At 60.1% G+C, this 16440-nt stretch carries 9 protein-coding genes and 1 tRNA gene; all 10 read right to left on the bottom strand.

The genetic code is table 11. The features are described from left to right. Window positions 1–451: 451 nt before the first annotated feature. The 10 genes from MKK49_RS10530 to MKK49_RS10485 all read right to left on the bottom strand — a co-directional run bounded on the left by MKK49_RS10530 (window position 452) and on the right by MKK49_RS10485 (window position 16146). Window positions 452–802 carry a hypothetical protein gene (locus tag MKK49_RS10530; RefSeq protein ID WP_244028202.1) on the bottom strand — a complete coding sequence of 117 codons (351 nt, stop codon included), beginning with the start codon at window positions 800–802 and terminating at the stop codon, window positions 452–454. A gap of 509 nt (window positions 803–1311) precedes the next feature. Further along, entirely contained in the window at window positions 1312–3249 is a 1938-nt protein-coding gene (locus MKK49_RS10525; protein ID WP_244028201.1) for a DUF262 domain-containing protein, read from the bottom strand. A 67-nt stretch (window positions 3250–3316) separates the two neighbouring features. After that, entirely contained in the window at window positions 3317–6460 is a 3144-nt protein-coding gene (locus tag MKK49_RS10520; protein ID WP_244028200.1) for a type I restriction endonuclease subunit R, read from the bottom strand. After that, window positions 6457–7134: an abortive infection family protein gene (locus MKK49_RS10515; RefSeq protein WP_244028199.1), complete on the bottom strand. Its 678-nt coding sequence runs from the start codon at window positions 7132–7134 to the stop codon at window positions 6457–6459. Before MKK49_RS10515 ends, MKK49_RS10520 begins: the two co-directional genes overlap by 4 nt. Window positions 7135–7151: 17 nt before the next feature. Further along, the gene (locus MKK49_RS10510; RefSeq protein ID WP_244028205.1) at window positions 7152–8519 is read right to left on the bottom strand and encodes a restriction endonuclease subunit S; all 1368 of its coding nucleotides are present in this window, start codon (window positions 8517–8519) and stop codon (window positions 7152–7154) included. Next, entirely contained in the window at window positions 8512–10299 is a 1788-nt protein-coding gene (locus tag MKK49_RS10505; protein WP_244028198.1) for a type I restriction-modification system subunit M, read from the bottom strand. Before MKK49_RS10505 ends, MKK49_RS10510 begins: the two co-directional genes overlap by 8 nt. Before the next feature lie 469 nt (window positions 10300–10768). Further along, window positions 10769–10845, bottom strand: a tRNA-Arg gene (locus tag MKK49_RS10500). Window positions 10846–11089: 244 nt separating this feature from the next. Then, complete coding sequence (locus MKK49_RS10495) at window positions 11090–12046, bottom strand: MBL fold metallo-hydrolase (RefSeq protein ID WP_244028197.1); 957 nt, start codon at window positions 12044–12046, stop codon at window positions 11090–11092. 176 nt (window positions 12047–12222) lie between these two features. Continuing rightward, window positions 12223–13482, bottom strand: coding sequence for a murein L,D-transpeptidase family protein (locus MKK49_RS10490; RefSeq protein ID WP_244028195.1), 1260 nt, complete (start codon window positions 13480–13482; stop codon window positions 12223–12225). 111 nt (window positions 13483–13593) lie between these two features. Beyond that, window positions 13594–16146, bottom strand: a complete 2553-nt coding sequence (locus tag MKK49_RS10485) for an ABC transporter transmembrane domain-containing protein (protein ID WP_244028193.1) — start codon at window positions 16144–16146, stop codon at window positions 13594–13596. Between the last annotated feature and the right edge of the window lie 294 nt (window positions 16147–16440).

The following is a 16440-nucleotide window of genomic DNA, read 5'->3' as shown; positions in this document are numbered from 1 at the left end:
CGCGCGATGTGGGCCGCCGAGGGCGAAGCTGCCATCCGCACCGTCGTCGATACCGCGCGCCTCACAGGCAGCAGCTCCTTCGGCACCATCCTCAAAACCGTCGGCGCCTGAACCCCGAGATTACGGGGGTGGGTAATTACGATCGTCCTGCCTGCCGAAGACGAGGACGAAAGCACGGCTGCGGCGGCCGTTGACGTGATCCTAGCGGAGACGATCACGCCTCGTTCGTGGGCGGATGAGGGGCATTGAGCGTCAGGGGTTTGCTTTGTGGCGCAGCATACCCCGCCACAGCACAGAGGACCGTCCGCAGTGGGCTTTAGGGAGTTTTGGCTATCTGTATAGGGTTTTCGCTATCGGCCGCTGTTGGTGTCCCTGAGGCCAACTTTTTGTCTCTACCCCGCAACTCCTCAAGGAGAATTGCAAGGAAGGATGCCCCGGCACCGAACACGACTCACAAAGGAACGCCGATTGCGGACCCAAGAGCAGCAATCCCGGCACCTTGGCCGCCGAACAGAGCCGCACCGACTGCAAAACCGCCGAACAGCACCCGAGTCCCTGGTTTGCGTTCATCCCACGCGATCCGGCGCGTCTGTCGGGCAATGACCTTCACAGCGGGCCATATCGTTTTGGCGTTCAGTGTGGCCGCAACCGCCTGTCTCGCCTTCGAAGCCGGTGTGCCATCGCCCGCCTTGATCGAAAGGAGACGTTCCGCCCCCGCCTTCAAGGCAGTCCCCTCCGTGGGCGAGACAGACTCAGCGATACGGACGGCGATCTGCCGGCTCTTAGGGGCATCGTCGTTCACGGCGGTTCCGATCCAGGCAGCCGAGACGACTGAGAAGAACCCGTACCGACTGCCTTCAATCACGTCCAATCATTCCGTGGCAGGCATAAAAAGCTAGCAACAGAGAGACGCCCTTAAATGATGAATAATGAACCAGCTCCCGGGAGGCGCTCCGTAGCGATCAGCATTGAGGAAGAACTTATTCAACCGCTGGACCAAATTAGCAACGCCTTGGCTGTCAAGGTGGCCGTACCGAACCGCCCTGAGACAGCCCGGCATCTTCTACGGTTCGGCGCTTGTTTCATTCAGCACCGCTCCCCTTATGTTACCGCGCTCATGGAGGCTTATGAAGACGAGGCGGCGTCTAACTTAGAGCGCAGCCCAGCAGCATTCTGAACTTATTAGACTACATGGTACGTGCTTACCGGAAAGCATCCACACAATCTACTACCGACGTACCCTGATAGTTTTTGGCTTCAGCGCACCCTCGAATTTAGATGGAAGTTTGGAGACAACCTATCGCCCTCAATTTAACCGCCGATCTGCGTGGTCTCAACCGATTCTACGTGTTGGGGTGGGGCGGGCCAAAGCATGATCGCCAAAGAACCCAGTTCATCAGCCCGCTGAACAATTGCCGCCTCATCCCACTCGTCTCGCGCAATTATCGACAAGTTGAGCGCTAACAAACTCTGCTTTAACCAAATCTTTTTCTCAGCAAAAGCTTTGTTTGAGGCACTTGTATTACCAGGGACTGTGATTAGCGTGAGGTTTCCTAGTGTCTGAAGGGCGTAATCCCTAGCCCTGATTTCTGCTAAGGTATCCTCGTCGAGACCACTAACTTTGTCAGCAGGAATCATTTTATTACCGTTCAATGGCCAGTGGGTGGACCAAGTTTGCGGCAACACGTGCTCAACCGACATATTTTCCGGCTTAGATGAATAAACCGAATACTTGGTTCGCGACGCACATTCCAGCTCCCAAAGTATATCAGCCAACCGCTCTTTTCTTTTTATCATTTCATATACTGGCTTGGAACGAATTGCGTCACGGAATTCACGGTCTGCCGGGAAACGTACGGTATCGCTTCGCTGTGTGGAAAAGGCTCTTGCTATGGTTTCCACCGAAACACCATCGCTCATGACGCTTTGTATGAGCCGCGCGAAAGTCTTATTCAGCCCTTTTGGGGTCAGCCCACAAATTGCTCGCCGGACGAGATATGAATATATCAGATTGTAAATCTTCAGCTTTTCATCGGGATCAACATTCGCCACTGCAATTCGAAATACTAATGGGTAAGCTGTCGAAACCTCCCATAGATTGAGTTTCGATCCAAGCCGGTTCAATACCTCGTCACCGCCACCAGTTTCAAGAGTCCGATAAATCGGCGAGTAGATAACAAGGGCATCCAGCTCCTCTTCAACGGTTGCGAAACGAGGCTTACCCTTCGGCCGAGTAAACGCGCGATACTCAGCGTAGAGTTCCCGAAGTGATGTCTCTTCACCGGTTTGAGCTGTGAGAGCATGACTGAGGAAATGATCGATCCTGGGACGCTTCGGCTTGGCGCGAGGTGAATCCGCTTTCCAGAACAGGCGGTCTTCATCGAACGGCCGCCACTTGGCTTCGAACAACGCCTCTACAGACTCGCCCTGCGAAGTGGCCCGATGAAAAATGTTATTCCGTACAAGATCCATAGCGAGCAGCGGCTCGGCTTGGCTGTTCAGCGTCTCAAAAATTACTTGGGCGTCGTCGTTCTCCGATAGCGTGATCACGACAAGCTTCAGATGATTGAGGAGCGCCTGGAGAAGAGCTTGAAGCCTGTGATGAGGAGCTTCCTCGCCTTCATCCTCAGCGGACGCCGGTTGCTCATCATCGTCGAGAAGGCCAAAACGCACGTACGTTTCGATTCGACCGATAAAGAAATCGAGTGCGCGAACAGCGTTTGGCGCGGAACCTTTAATCAGATTGCCATTTTGATAGAACCAAGTTGGGTGCTTCGCACGGACCCCCTCAAGCCCACCCTCCACGATGAGATGGAAGACGGGCTTATCCTCGGGAGTGGGGACGAGCCGGAACTTTGAATCTGCCTCCTTGTCCCCGTACATGGTCGGGACGTAGAGGTAGTTATGGACCATAGCGCTCAGCTCTGGCTTTCCTAGCCGCTCACCGACCTCCCGTAGCGCGGCAAGGAATAGCTGAAAGGTCGTGAGCCTCTGTTGTCCGTCGACGACCTGGACGCGAGGGGTAGAGCCAATTGTGAAGCCATCCCCGCCGGGAGCAAGGATCAAAGCCCCCATGTAGTGACTGAACTTCGGCTTTCCTCCCACTACCTCCTCTGCCTTCGCAACCACATCGTCCCAAAAGGGGGCGAGCCGTGGCTCTCGCCAGCTATACTGACGCTGATAAATTGGCACCATGAAACGCCGCTGATCACCTAAAACCGATATGACCGGATGATCTTTTGCGTCCATAAGAAGAAACTCTCCAAAAAAACCACATTACGATGATTGCGCGATTTGAATCCGTATCAAAACGGCCTCAGTGCAACCCTGTCGCCAAAGTCTCAGCTTGTCGAACGACCAAGTCAACGGCGGCGCGTTGAAGGTCCGGGGGATATCCATATTTCGAGAGTAATTTTCTTATTTCAATACGCATTTTAGCGCGAACGCCTTCTTTCTGAGTCCAATCTATAGTAGCAGATCTCCGGATTGTTTGGACAAGCAACTGCGCTAGAACTCGTAGTTGCTCATGCTCCATCATTTCACGAGCAGAGCCGTTTTCCGCCAGCGCATCATAGAATGCCACCTCGTCTGGTTTGAGCCCTAGTTCGACGCCACGAGTGCGAGCTGCACTCATAAATTTTGCAAGCTCTATCAGCTCTTCAAGCACTTGAACACTATCGACTGCTCGGTTGTGGTATCCTCGTAACGTATTGTCCAGTCGATCGCTAAGTTTTAACGCCTCTACAATGTTAGAGCGGGTGCGTGCCTTGATTTCCCCTGCGATAAGACGGCGCAATGTCTCTATTGCAAGATTTTTTTCCTTTGTTTGACGCACATCAGCCAAGAATTCATCTGAAAGAATTGATAGATCTGGCTGCTCAAGTCCTGCCGATTTAAACACGTCCAATACGCCGTCGGCCATCACTGCGCGCGAGAGAAGCTGACGAATATCGCGCTCCACAGCGTCGCGACTCCGACCAGTACCGGCTGTGTACTTCATCAAATTGGCACGGAGGGCGGCAATCAATCCAATCTCACCGCTCCTCGCCGTCAGTCGCTCGTCGCCAGCGCTGAGAGCATAAGCTACCTCTAGCTTCATTGCTGCATCCAAAAAATCCTCTCGCTTCTCTGTTTCGAGAATATGCTCGAGGCATTGCTTTAGGATTGTTAGACGCATGCCTGGGTCGGCAGAGAAGAATTTTTGCCACGGGGTGTCCCTCAGAAAGGCCTGAGAGCTTTCGAGCCAGAGGAGTGTCTGGCGCACCGGTTCGTCAGGATCGACCTCCACCTGCTTACGGTCATGTGGTTTGTAGTGGGCAAGCGCGGCCTTCAGCTCCGCGCCAATTCCGATATAGTCGACAATCAGGCCGCCTGGCTTGTCACCCCAGACGCGGTTCACGCGCGCGATTGCTTGCATCAGGCCGTGACCACGCATCGACTTGTCGACGTAAAGGGTATGCAGGGATGGTGCATCGAAGCCTGTCAGCCACATATCCCGTACGATAACCAGATCGAAGCCGGAATCTGGCTTCTTAAAGCGTTCAGCTAAGTCAGTTAGCCGCTTCTTTGTGCGGAGATGGACCTGCAACTCCTCAGGCTCATCGTTTCCCCGGCCAGTGATTACTACCTTCAATTTGCCCGATTTATCATCTGTCGGATCCTTAGACACCCAGTCAGGTCTAAGCTGCGAGATGCGTGCATAAAGGCGAGCCGCTACTTTCCGACTAATTGCTACGATCATACCCTTGCCGCCAGCCAACGCCTCGCGGCGGCGGTCAAAGTGCTCCACGATGTCTGTAGCAATTTCCTCAATGCGATGTGGAGCTCCAACAATCTCGTCAAACCGTGCGAGCTTGCCCTTGGCACGTTCGGAAGCCTCGAAGTCTCCGTCGGATATTTCCTCACCGAGGGCATCCAAATCGTCTCGCTCTTCTTCCGTGAGACGCAGATGAAGTTTAACTAAACGTGCAGTATAGTGGATCGGAACCGTCGCCTTGTCGATCACGGCCTGGGTCATATCGTATGTATCTACGACAGATCCAAAAACACCTTCCGTGTTGCGGTTACCTAAAGCAATAGGGGTCCCTGTAAATCCAACAAAGGTTGCATTTGGCAGAGCTTGCCTTAGATATTCTGCAAAGCCAACCTGCTCTCTGATACCGTCTTCCTTAGTCACAAAGCGCCGTTTGAAGCCATATTGGGTACGGTGAGCTTCATCGACGATCACGACCACGTTGCTTCGTTGTGTCAGGAGCGGGTGCTCACCGCCTTCACCTCGAAACAGTTGGATCGTTGAAAACACGAGTCCGCCAATGTCGACCCGCAGAAGCCGGCGCATGTGTTCCGCATTTTCCGCCTGTACAGGGGTGCCTCGAAGCGCGGAGCTATGAGCATGGAATGTGCCCGATAGTTGTTCGTCGAGGTCATTACGGTCTGTGACAAGCAGAATAGTCGGGTTCTTGAGAGACTTGGATATCTGCAATTGTCTGACGAAGAACAGCATTGTAAGAGATTTGCCAGACCCTTGTGTATGCCAGATCACGCCGCCTTTGCCTCTTCCGTCTTCCAGAGCGGCTTCTTTTGTAGATTTTAAAGCCTTCCGAACGGCGTGGAACTGATGGTATCCAGCTAGCTTCTTTGACTTAATAACACCGTCGATAACCTCAAATGCGATGTAGTCTACGATGAAGTCCAAGAACCGCTCAGGTTCAAATACACCGCGAATCATCACCTCAAGTTCTGAACGTCCCGTGTCATCAATTCCTGACCCGTCAATAGTGCGCCACGGTGCAAAGCGATCTTGTCCAGACGTGATCGAGCCAATTCGTGCCCCAATTCCATCTGTGATTACAAGAATTTCATTAAAACGCAGCAATTCCGGGACTTTGTTCCGGTAATTTTGCAGCTGAATGAAAGCTTTCGATAGTGTCGCCTGCACGTCAATAGGACTTTTAAGTTCCAATAAACCAAGAGGTAGGCCGTTCACAAATACGACGATATCTGCACGAATGTTCTCGTGCTCGCCTTCGACAATGAACTGATTTGCAACAAGTAGGCGATTAGCTTTAGGATCTTCTCGGTCCAGCAGACGTAGACCAATCGTACGAGACTCACCCGCTTGATTTGTCTCGACAGGTACACCGGAAGCAAGCATCGAATGGAAGGAACGGTTATTTTCGGTAATGTCCTGGCTGGACACCGCGACTATGCTACGGATCGCTGCGTTGATTGAGGCAGGAGTCGCAGTGGGATTAAGGGTTGCTAATGCACTACGTAGCTCTGGTTCAAGAATCGTTTGCTTATAACTGGTACGTGCACCCATTAGACCGCCGGGGGCGAGATGTATCCCTGGCACAGTTTTCCAGCCTAATAGTTCGAACCAGGACAGAGCCGCCAACTCGACAGCTTCTTCTTGAAGGCCAAATGGCCTTGCTGTTAAACCGGACGGATTCTCGGTCATGCAACAGCTTCCTGATCATTAGAAAATGGTGATTGCTGCTCCGCCAACCACTCTGCGCGAGCGGTATCGTACAAAGTAGCGTCAAGCTCGAAGAGAATTTTACTTGGCATGAACGTGGAGCCTGCGATTAATGGAGGCGCATATTCATCATCGAGATAATCATTGAAAGTTTGGAAGTCTCCATATGTCTTGGCAGTAGAACTTTTTATCAAGATTGCTTCGCGGCTCCACGCTACATCAAATAAAAATGCCACTAGCGTATCGCAAAGACCACCGAGCATTATGGCGTGCTGTCGTTCCAACGTTCCCCAGTCCAGAGACCCACCATGACGTAGATTTGGTATATTGCTCAACTCGGCTAGAGCAGCTGCAGTGCCGTCGATCGAGCCGAGCAGCTTAGAGATAGCAGAATTGATCTTACCTGACTCCGGGTGATTCGGGACAGAAAAGTCTAGAGCCTTGATGATGCGGCTGTTACGAGTCGGAAACTCTATTGCGTCACTAAGATCTATACCTAGTTGAGGCGCTATTGTCTCGTGAACTGCTTCAAAGAGTGTCCGTACCCTATGAAGACAAAGCTGTGGTTCAAGGCTGATGGTTGCCTCCAAAGCCTCTACGTGACGCCGCAGTGAGGCTGCCCTGTCAGGATGAGTTTCCATGAGGGTACGGAGCATTTGAAGCGCAAAAGGCATCAGGCAGCCGACACAATTTTTTCGGCCTCGGCAATCCGCAACTTACCGGAAACTAGAGAGGGGAGAAGGGTGTTTCTTAAGGCAGAGAGAGTTTCAATCTGCTGGAAAGCAAGACGTATCCGCTGCTCCAGCGGGCGAGCGAATTTGTCGAATGCTGAAATGCAGGCCTCTCCGGGGTCAACAAGAAGCAGCGCCTCAAATTGTTTTCTGTTGATAGCCCCAAATACAGTCCCATCGTTGTCGAATGATGCGATCTGTGGTCGCAAGGCCGTTACACTGTAAAACGTGTAACTGCTCGATCCGCTGTTATGGCGCACGGCCGCAACTCCGCGGCCTAAGCAGCACTCGTCTTCGGCCATGTTGATGTCGCCGACAGGTGCACGTACGCTGACGAGTGTGTCACCAGGGTACGCCGTTCGCAGAGGTGCTGTGCAGTAAACACGGCGAGTCGGATATCGAGCGCCAAAATCTGTTCGACCTTGGTAGAACGGCATACCTTTTCCGGTCTCATTGTAAGTCGATCCAGGGGGAGATTGCCCCATCGTAAGTCGAAATGTGTCCGCGAGGGGCTTTTTAATCCAGCCTGTCGGGAGGCCTTCGTCACCGAAGCTCTTCGGGAACAAGGAGGCGAGGCTGTCGGATAACCCCGATGAGCTGCCCGTCGCCCTTGCATGCACTGGATTAAACTGGACAAACCAATTCTGATAGGTCTCGCGTGCGACAGACTCCAGATTAGATGCTATGCGCTGATTAAGCTCTATCTTGTCATCAAGTACATTCAATATTACTGCGATCCGAGCTTGTTCCTGAATGGGAGGCAAGCAGACATAAAATGCTTTCACCTCTGGAAAATAGATCGTTTGGTGAGTTGTCCCGCTGGCATACGACAGTAGAGCCTCTCTCTCAGCAATCAGAACGTACTTTAAAAATCTATAATCAAGGGATTTTGTGCATACCCAGTTTACGAAGTCCTGGCTTGTGGCCATCGATCTCCCCATGACGATGACGTACCCAACTGACGCCGTTCGTGACAGGCATACGGTCTGAGCAGGTAAGACTCTCGCTGAGGAATTTGCTATACCTTGCGCGTTGGTATTTTCCGCTGTCTCAAAAATCGTTCGGCCGTGATTGCCAGTGGCGTCGCGGATCCCAATCCATGGGATGTCACCTCCCCACCACTCAGGCCGCCTTCTGCTTGGGGTGTGCCCTGTCTCTAACCTCGCGACATCTGTGAGAAGGGTCCACGACCAACCAGACGGAGACGGTGTCCCAGGATGCCCAACAGATAGGGCATAGCGTCCCTTGATAACGCCCGTGGTTGCAGCTCGGCCTCCGGTTCGCGTAGCCTTATTTTCTTGATCAAACACTGTATCCAACCTCGCTGAGCGCTCCGCGAATCTTTTCGTCGATCCGAACACTCTCAACCATCTGCTCACGCAGGGTCATCGTGAGCTTTGCCATTCGATCCGCAAAAGACTCAGTTTCACCTTCAGCTTCAGCCGTACCAACGTATCTACTGGGTGTAAGCAAGTAACCCTGAGCTGCAATCTCTTCCGTAGTTGCAGACTTTGAGAAACCCGGCTTGTCCGTGTACCTGCCGTCGGCTTCCCGCCAAGTATGATAAGCACCAGCAATCTCGCTGATGTCTATCTCCGTAAGAACTTTCAATGTTCGAGTCTGCATAGTGCCAATTTTGCGTGCGTCGATGAAAAGGGTTTCTTGCCGGCGATTGCGAAGCTTTTTATTTCGTACAAGTCCATTTGACTTGTCTCTGGTCAGAAACCATAAACACACGGGTATTTGAGTTGTAAAAAATAGCTGTCCTGGAAGGCTTACTACGCAGTCGACTAGATCTGCATTTATGATATTTTGTCTGATGTCACCTTCGCCAGATTGCTGACTCGATAATGAGCCGTTAGCTAGGACAAATCCGGCAGTACCGTGCGGTGCTAAGTGATGAACAAAATGTTGAACCCACGCGAAGTTTGCGTTTCCCGCAGGCGGTTCTCCGTACTCCCACCGTTCTCCCGACCGCAGCTTATCTCCTCCCCAGTCGCTGTCATTAAAAGGCGGATTCGCAAGTATGAAATCTGCCTTGAGGCCAGGATGAAGGTCGTCATGAAAGCTGTCTGCCCATTTGGAACCCAAATTTGCTTCGATACCGCGGATCGCGAGGTTCATCTTGGCAAGGCGCCATGTGGTTGGGTTCGATTCTTGGCCGAAAATTGATACGTCGTTGCGCTCTCCGTTGTGGGCCTCAACAAAGCGCTCAGACTGCACAAACATTCCACCAGATCCACAGCATGGATCATACACACGACCTTTAAATGGCTGCAGCATCTCTACGAGCAGCTCTACAACGGATCCGGCTGTGTAAAATTGCCCGCCCCGTTTTCCCTCGGCAATTGCAAACTGTCCTAAAAAATACTCATAAACTCGCCCTAGTACATCTAAACCATTATGTTCATCTTGAAATGTTAGGTCTGAAAAAAGCTTGATTACTTCACCTAACTTGGTTTGATTTAGCTCAGGTCGAGCGTAGTTTTTGGTAAGTACGCCCTTGAGAGTCGCGTTCTCTGCCTCAAGATCCAGCATGGCTTGATCTATGAGGGCGCCAATCGTTGGCTCAACACTGGTGGCGTTTGACTTTAGGAATCCCCATCGAGCCTTCAAGGGAACCCAAAATACGCTCTCTGCAGTGTACCAATCCTTGTCTTCTGCTAGTTCCTCGGCAAGATCGTGTGGCGTCTCGGGGTCGTCAAAGACCTCAGCGCGGCGCTCGTCGAATCGATCTGAAATGTACTTGAGAAAGATTAGTCCTAACGCAACATGCTTATACTCCGCTGCGTCCATATTGCCCCGGAGCTTGTCAGCCGCAGCCCACAAGGTTGCGCGGTAATCGGCTTTTGTAGCTTCCTTCGTCGGGCTACGGGAAGGCTTCGGTGTTGATATCAGCCCCAGGTCATCAGAGCTCGGTTCGATAGGGTCGGCGTCCGCATCAACTGCTGCCTCTTTCACGGACATGCTTTCATCAGCGAAGCGCACTGAACCGCCTCGACCGCGACCCTTTAGGATTGTCCCGTCCGCAACCAGGGATTCATGCACGCTCCAGTAGGTTTCATCCTGCCAGCCCAATTCGGCAAGCATGCGACCGTTTCCGGCGCTCCCGCCGAGCTCAGCGAGCAGAGACGTAAACCGCTGCCTTAGAGCTTCACGGACCATGATTGCGACCCCAAAAATTTTCTGAGACGGAATCGCTAAAGAGTCTCGGTGCGGCTAGCGCCCAGACGTAGCGTTTCCCCCAGTTCCTTTGGTCACAGTGCTATGCGGGTTGCGCATCCGCAATCGCAGCTTTGCTACGAAAAGTAGTTTGATCTCGCGAATCGGTCTGTCGACGCAAAGGGGCAACATGGGGTTGCGTTTTATGGGCGACGGAAATGGTGTGGCTTTTATACAACCACGACATCCCCCTGAAGGCAGCCTGTCGCATCCCCAAAAGCGCTTAAGGCAAAGGCCTGCTTTCTATGTGCTTACAATTCCGCAATTTCGATAAGCAGCCCCAAACGAAAAAAGGAGCAGGCACAACGCCAACTCCTTGTAATCGTTCGAAGATAATTGGCGCGCCCGAAAGGATTCGAACCTCTGACCCCCAGATTCGTAGTCTGGTGCTCTATCCAGCTGAGCTACGGGCGCGTGCCGGGCCGGTGGGTCTCTGGAGAGAGACGTGCCGGCCGCGAGCCGGTGTTTAGAAGCTCCGTTTCCGGCTGGCAACCCCTTCCGGACAAGTTTTGCGGGCAAAGGGATCGGCGGGCGCAAGCGGGGGGAATCCGGGTCGGACGGGACGGGCCGGCGGCCCTGGGAGGGCCTCACGAAACGCCCGACCGCCGCCGGGTCTCGCCTGGAGCGCCCACGGCCCGGCGGCGCTTCGGGAGAGACCCTAAGGGGCCGCCAGGGCGGCGGCGGCCGGGTGCGGGCGGGCGTGGCCGAGCGCCGGGCGGGCCGGGAGGACGATTTCCTGGCGCTCGCGGGCGATGAAGCTCGTGGGCATCGCCGCCTGCATCTCGGCCTCCATCCGGCGCAGGGTCTCGTCGGTGTGGCAGGGATGGAGGTGGATGATCGCCATCGCCTCGACGCCGGCGGCGCGGGCGAGCTCCATGCCCTTCTGCCAGGTCGAGTGGCCCCAGCCCCGGCACACCGGATACTCGCCCTCGGTGAACATGCCGTCGTAGACCATGAGGTCGGCGCCGCGCACGAAGTCCCGCAGGGCCGGGTCGGGCCAGGGATCGGAATGCTCGATGTCGCTGATCACGCACAGGCGCCGGCCGGCATGGTCGAAGCGGTAGCCCACCGACCCTTGCGGATGGTTGAGCAGGATGGTGTCGACCCGCGCGCCGTCGGCGAAGGTCAGGGTCTCGCCGGCCCGGAAGCCGTGATGGGCGAGGCGGCACGGCAGGATGTCGAGGCTGACGGGAAACAGGGGCGGCGCGAACAGCCGGTCGAGGGCGGGGCCGGCGCTCTGCCCGTCGAGGTTGCCGCACCAGGTGTTGATGGTGCGCTCCGGATCGAGCACCACCGGCTTGAAGAACGGCAGCCCGGCGGTGTGGTCGATGTGCAGGTGGCTGAACAGGAGGTCGATGTCGCGGGGCAGGCCGTCCCGGTGGTGCCGGCCGCAGGCGTTGAGGCCCGAGCCCGCATCGAGGAGGAACAGCCGCGTCCCGCAGCGGATCTCCAGGCACGGCGTGCTGCCGCCGAACTCGACGTAGTCCGGCCCGCTGACCGGGGTGGACCCGCGCACGCCCCAGAAGCGCAGGGTGAGGCTGTCGTCCGGTCGGGCCCGGCCGTCGTCGGATTGGGCGAACCCGTCCTGCGCGTGTGACCCGTTCGAGAGTGTCATCGTCTTAACCAATTGCCCTGATCTGCCTGGGCCTCAGGGCCCCTCGCCGGCCTGCGCGACCGTGTCGTCGCGCGGGGTGGCGGCCGATAGTGTGCCAGGATTGCGTTGAAACGAGTCTGAGGTAAGCAGCCCCTCGGGGGACCGATGTGCGGGTTCGCACATGGTCACGACGGCCGTCAGCGCCGGGCGAGGCGCTCGGGACCGGTGGAACCCGGGGCGTTGTCGCCCGGCCCCCCCCGGCGCGAGAGCGCCTGGTCCGGGATCGCCTGACCCGCGATCTTTTGGCCCGGGATGTTTTGGCTTGCGAGCCCCTCGGGCATCGGCAGGGTGCCGGCGAGGCTCGCCCGCACCATGCGCGGCAGGGTGTCGGCGTAGGCGGTGAGCAGCGGCCCGAACCGCGCCGTGTCGGCCGGCCGCGACAGGTTGGCCGAGCGCGCGAAGGCGGTGCGCAGGGCCGGGCCGAGCCAGCGCGACCAGACGGCCTCGGCCACCTGCACGCGGGGGCGCGCCGGGATCACCACCACCTCCTGGCCGGCATAGGCCAGAGCCTCGGGCCGGCTGACCTCGCCGAGCGACCCGCCCCGCGCGGCGTGCGCCGCCCAGAACGCGTGCTGCCCGCCATCGGAATAGGTGGTGCGCACGGCCGCACTCCCGTCCTCCACGGCCTGGGCGATGCGCGCCTCCTCCTCGCTCCGGTGGGCGGCGACGCGGGCCTCGCGGACGGGGTCCCGGTCCGGGGCGAAACTGTAGCGGCCCGCGACCACGCTCACCGCGGGCTCCTCGCCCAGGGCCTCGAACCGGTCGGACCCGATCTTGAGCTGGCGCCAGAAATCGATGTTCGGGTCGGTGCGGTGGCGGGCCATGTTCTGGGCCGTCATCCGGAACGGGTAGGACTGGAACTGGAACGCCGCCTGGCCCCCGGCGAAGGCCTCGCGGGCGATGGCGTAGATCTCGCCCACCACGGCGTCCGTCATGGCGAAGCACCCCATGGACGAGCACACGCCGTGGACCATCACGGCCGAGCCGGTGGAGCCGTGGGCGCGGTCGTAGGCGTTGGGATAGCCGACGTCGAAGGAGAGGTAGTAGCTCGAATTCGGGTTCATCTGGCGCTGGGGCACCGTGTAGAACCCCTCCGGGGTCTGGCGGTCGCCGGTCTTGCGCTTGGGCCCGAGCTGGCCCGACCAGCGGCAGATCGGGAAGGTCTTCACGTGGACGAAGCGGCCCGACGCGGCGCGCTTCCACACCTCGATCTCGCTCTCCTTCTTGTAGGCGCGAAACAGCACCGGGGCCTGGGCCGTGGTGCCACGCGCCTGCATCAGCGCCAGGGTCGCGGCCGGGATCGGCGCGAACGCCTTGCCGGTGGCGGCGTCGGCCGGCGCGGCGAGGCCGCCGGCCAGGAGCGCGGCGAGGAGGAGCGGGCGGAGGGGTAAGACCATGAGCGGCCCGAGGATGGAGCGACCCGTCCGGCGCGGCCGCCGTGCGATGCAATCGTCCACGCCTATCGCATCCCATTGGGGCGGCAATAGGGGGATTGTTTCGGGATGTCCCTATCCCGCCACCACCGTGTTGCGCTCCACCCGCAGCACGGCGTCGAACGGCGCGGCGGCGTCGAGGGCGCCGGCGTCCGGCAGGCAGACGATGAGGCCGCGGCCGGCGCGGGCGGCGCGCAGGGCCGCGAGGCGGGGGCGGATCTCTTCGGGTTTGCGATCCTCCAGCGCGATGGCGACCACGGCGATGTCGGGCCGGCGCACGAGGCAGCGGGCGAGGTCGATGGCGATGCGCTCGCGCGGGCCGATGGCGTTCTCGCCGAGGCTGGCGCCGCCGCCGCCCAGGCCGGGCTCGACCCGGCTCTCCAGGCCGAGGCGGTAGACCGTCGGCTCCAGGCCCTCGTCGGCCAGCACCCGGCGGACCAGCGCGCGCACCCGCGCCTCGGCCCCGGCCTCCTCGCCGTTGATGCGGCCGAACAGGATGTTCTCCTCCAGGCTCGCGGCGGCCGTGAGGGTGGCGGGATCGTAGAACTCGATGCCGCCCCGGAGCGAGGGCGGCATCAGCCGGGCGAAGGAGTGGCGGGCGGCGACGATCCGGTCCTCGAAGGCGGCGTCGACGAGGCCGAAGCGGTGGCGGGTCTCGCTGTAGCGGAGCGCCAGGCCGATGAGGCGCTTGCGGTCGCGCTGGCCCGCCGGCCCGCGCCGCCAGCCCTTGGCCTCGGGCATGCGGGCGACGAGGTCCTCGAAGAAGCCGCGCTCCGAGGCCGGGAACAGCGAGAACGCGTCGAACAGGGAATGGTCGTCGGGGAGATCGGAGAAGATCTCGACAAGGCTGCGGGCGACCTGCAGGCCCACCTGCGCCAGGGGCCGGGCGAGGTCCTCGGCCTCCAGCACGGCGCGGAGATACGGATGGGCGGCGATGCGCTCGGGGGCGAAGGCCGGCCCCACGGCCTCGCCGAACAGGATGTTCTCGCCGACCGTGGCCTGGTGGTTGTAGCGGGCCGGATCGAACGGCTCGACGAGGCGGCCGGCCTTGCCGGCGGCGAGGGCCGCGCGCACGGCGTCGCGGGCGGCGACCACGGCGCGGGCGACGGCGGGCTCGGCGTGCGGATCGACGGTGCCCTCGAGGCCGCGGGCGTACACGATGGCGTCGAGGCCGGTGATCGCCAGGATCGGCAGGAGGTCGTCGGGCTCGCCGTCCCCGTCATGGAGATGGGCCGCCCCGTACAGGATGTTCTGGCGCAGCGACCCCTCGACGAGGATCGCCTCGGCGCCGGCCAGCGCGATGCGCCGCGCCCGCTCCTCGGGCGCGAAGGCGCGCAGGTCGGTGTCGGCGTAGGTGACGGACCCGGCCGTGGGTTCGAGCTGGCCCGCGAGCAGGGCGGCCAGCGCCCGGCCGCCGCCGCCGCGCTCGCCCAGGATCGCGACGTGGCCCGGCATCGCCAGGGTGACGTCGACCTGCGCGAGGCGCTCGCCCGTGACCGGGTCGTAGGCGCCGACCCCGTGGGCGCTCAAGGCACCGCCCTCGGGGAAGGCCGCGATCCGCGCCGGGCGTGGCGGGGTGCGGGCCTCCAGGGCCGGCAGGGCGTGGGCGATGGCGTGGAAGGTCGCCAGCAGGTCGCGGTGGACGGTGCGCAGGTGCAGGGCGACGGCCAGCGCCACCACCGCGAGGGCGAAGCCGCCGCCCGCCGCCACCAGGGCGCCGGGGGCGACGGGCGCCCCGTCGCCCCCGCGCCACAGGGCGACGGCGACGACGATGGCGGGCAGGAGGATGCCCAGGGCCATGGAGGGGGCGCGGGCGTAGGCGAGGGCCGATTCCGAGCGCTCCAGGCTGGTCCGGGCGGCCTGGCCCTTGGCGGCGAGCCGCGCGCGCTCGAACGGGCCGGCCCCGTGGGCGCGCACGGCCGGCATCCGGCGGATGAGGTCGGCGAGGGCCCGCTCGAAGGTGGCGCCCGAGCGCAGGCGCAGGGCCGTGCGGGCCCGCATCCTGTGTTGGATCAGGGCGCGGGCGAGGCCGGCGGCGAGCAGCCCCACGGCCACGGCGGGCACGAGGCGGGGGGCGGCGAGCCAGGCGAGGCCGAGGGCCAGGAGGGCGGAGCCGATGGCCATGGCCGGCACGAGCAGGCCGAGGCCGAACAGGGTGTCGATGCGGGCGAGCAGGTCGCCGAGGGCCTGGGCGAGGGCGCGGGCGTCGTCGCGGGCGGCGGGGGGCGCGCGCAGGATGGCGTCGGTGACGCGGGCGTTGAGGCGCACCACCGTGCGGCTCTGGGCGAGGAAGCACAGGCGGGCGACGCCCCAGCCGAGGGCCGCCGAGGCGAGGGCCGCCCCCGAGAGCAGGGCGAGGGCGAGGCGCACCCGCTCGGCCGGCCCGAGGACCCAGCCGTCGAGCAGCACGAACGGGCCCGATCCGGCCGGGCGCCACGGCAGGCTCGCCGCCACGTGCAGGAAGGCGGCCGCGCCGTGATCGGGGGCCACCAGCACGCCGACGAGGTCGCGCAGGCACAGAAGGGCGAGGAGCGCGAGGGGGCCGCCGAGCCCCAGGGTCAGGGCGATGGCGAGGGCGTGCTCGGCCGGCGCGGATCGCCAGGTGAAGACGATCGGCTCGCGGTCCATCGGCATCCTTCGCGTCCCGCCCCGCGCGGCGGGGCCTTCCGGCGGGCTTAGAGGATCGCGGCGGACGGCGAAAGCGCGGGAGCGCACGCGGGCCGGGCGCGCGAGGCCCTCCTCCCCCTTGCGGGGAGGGGAGGGCCATCGCAGAGGAACCGCGACGGGCCCCCTCTCCTGTTTGGGAGAGGGTTGGGGTGAGGGTCGTGGACGCTCCGGAGAGTTCGCACACCTCACCCCCGCCCTCTCCTTCCAGGAGAGGGGGCCTGTCGCGACCGTTCGAAGCGCTTTGCCTCGCCGTTC

The sequence above is a fragment of the Methylobacterium sp. J-090 genome (genome assembly GCF_022829345.1).
Taxonomy (GTDB): domain Bacteria; phylum Pseudomonadota; class Alphaproteobacteria; order Rhizobiales; family Beijerinckiaceae; genus Methylobacterium.
The sequence above is the reverse complement of the archived record's forward strand: the minus strand, read 5'-3'. Positions and strand labels throughout refer to the sequence as shown.

Excerpts from the sequence above, each read along its gene's own strand:
- MKK49_RS10525 (WP_244028201.1), bottom strand. The coding sequence starts at position 3,249 with ATGGACGCAAAAGATCATCCGGTCATATCGGTTTTAGGTGATCAGCGG.
- MKK49_RS10520 (WP_244028200.1), bottom strand. The coding sequence starts at position 6,460 with ATGACCGAGAATCCGTCCGGTTTAACAGCAAGGCCATTTGGCCTTCAA.
- MKK49_RS10515 (WP_244028199.1), bottom strand. The coding sequence starts at position 7,134 with ATGCTCCGTACCCTCATGGAAACTCATCCTGACAGGGCAGCCTCACTG.
- MKK49_RS10505 (WP_244028198.1), bottom strand. The coding sequence starts at position 10,299 with ATGCTTGCCGAATTGGGCTGGCAGGATGAAACCTACTGGAGCGTGCAT.
- MKK49_RS10495 (WP_244028197.1), bottom strand. The coding sequence starts at position 12,046 with ATGACACTCTCGAACGGGTCACACGCGCAGGACGGGTTCGCCCAATCC.
- MKK49_RS10490 (WP_244028195.1), bottom strand. The coding sequence starts at position 13,482 with ATGGTCTTACCCCTCCGCCCGCTCCTCCTCGCCGCGCTCCTGGCCGGC.
- MKK49_RS10485 (WP_244028193.1), bottom strand. The coding sequence starts at position 16,146 with ATGGACCGCGAGCCGATCGTCTTCACCTGGCGATCCGCGCCGGCCGAG.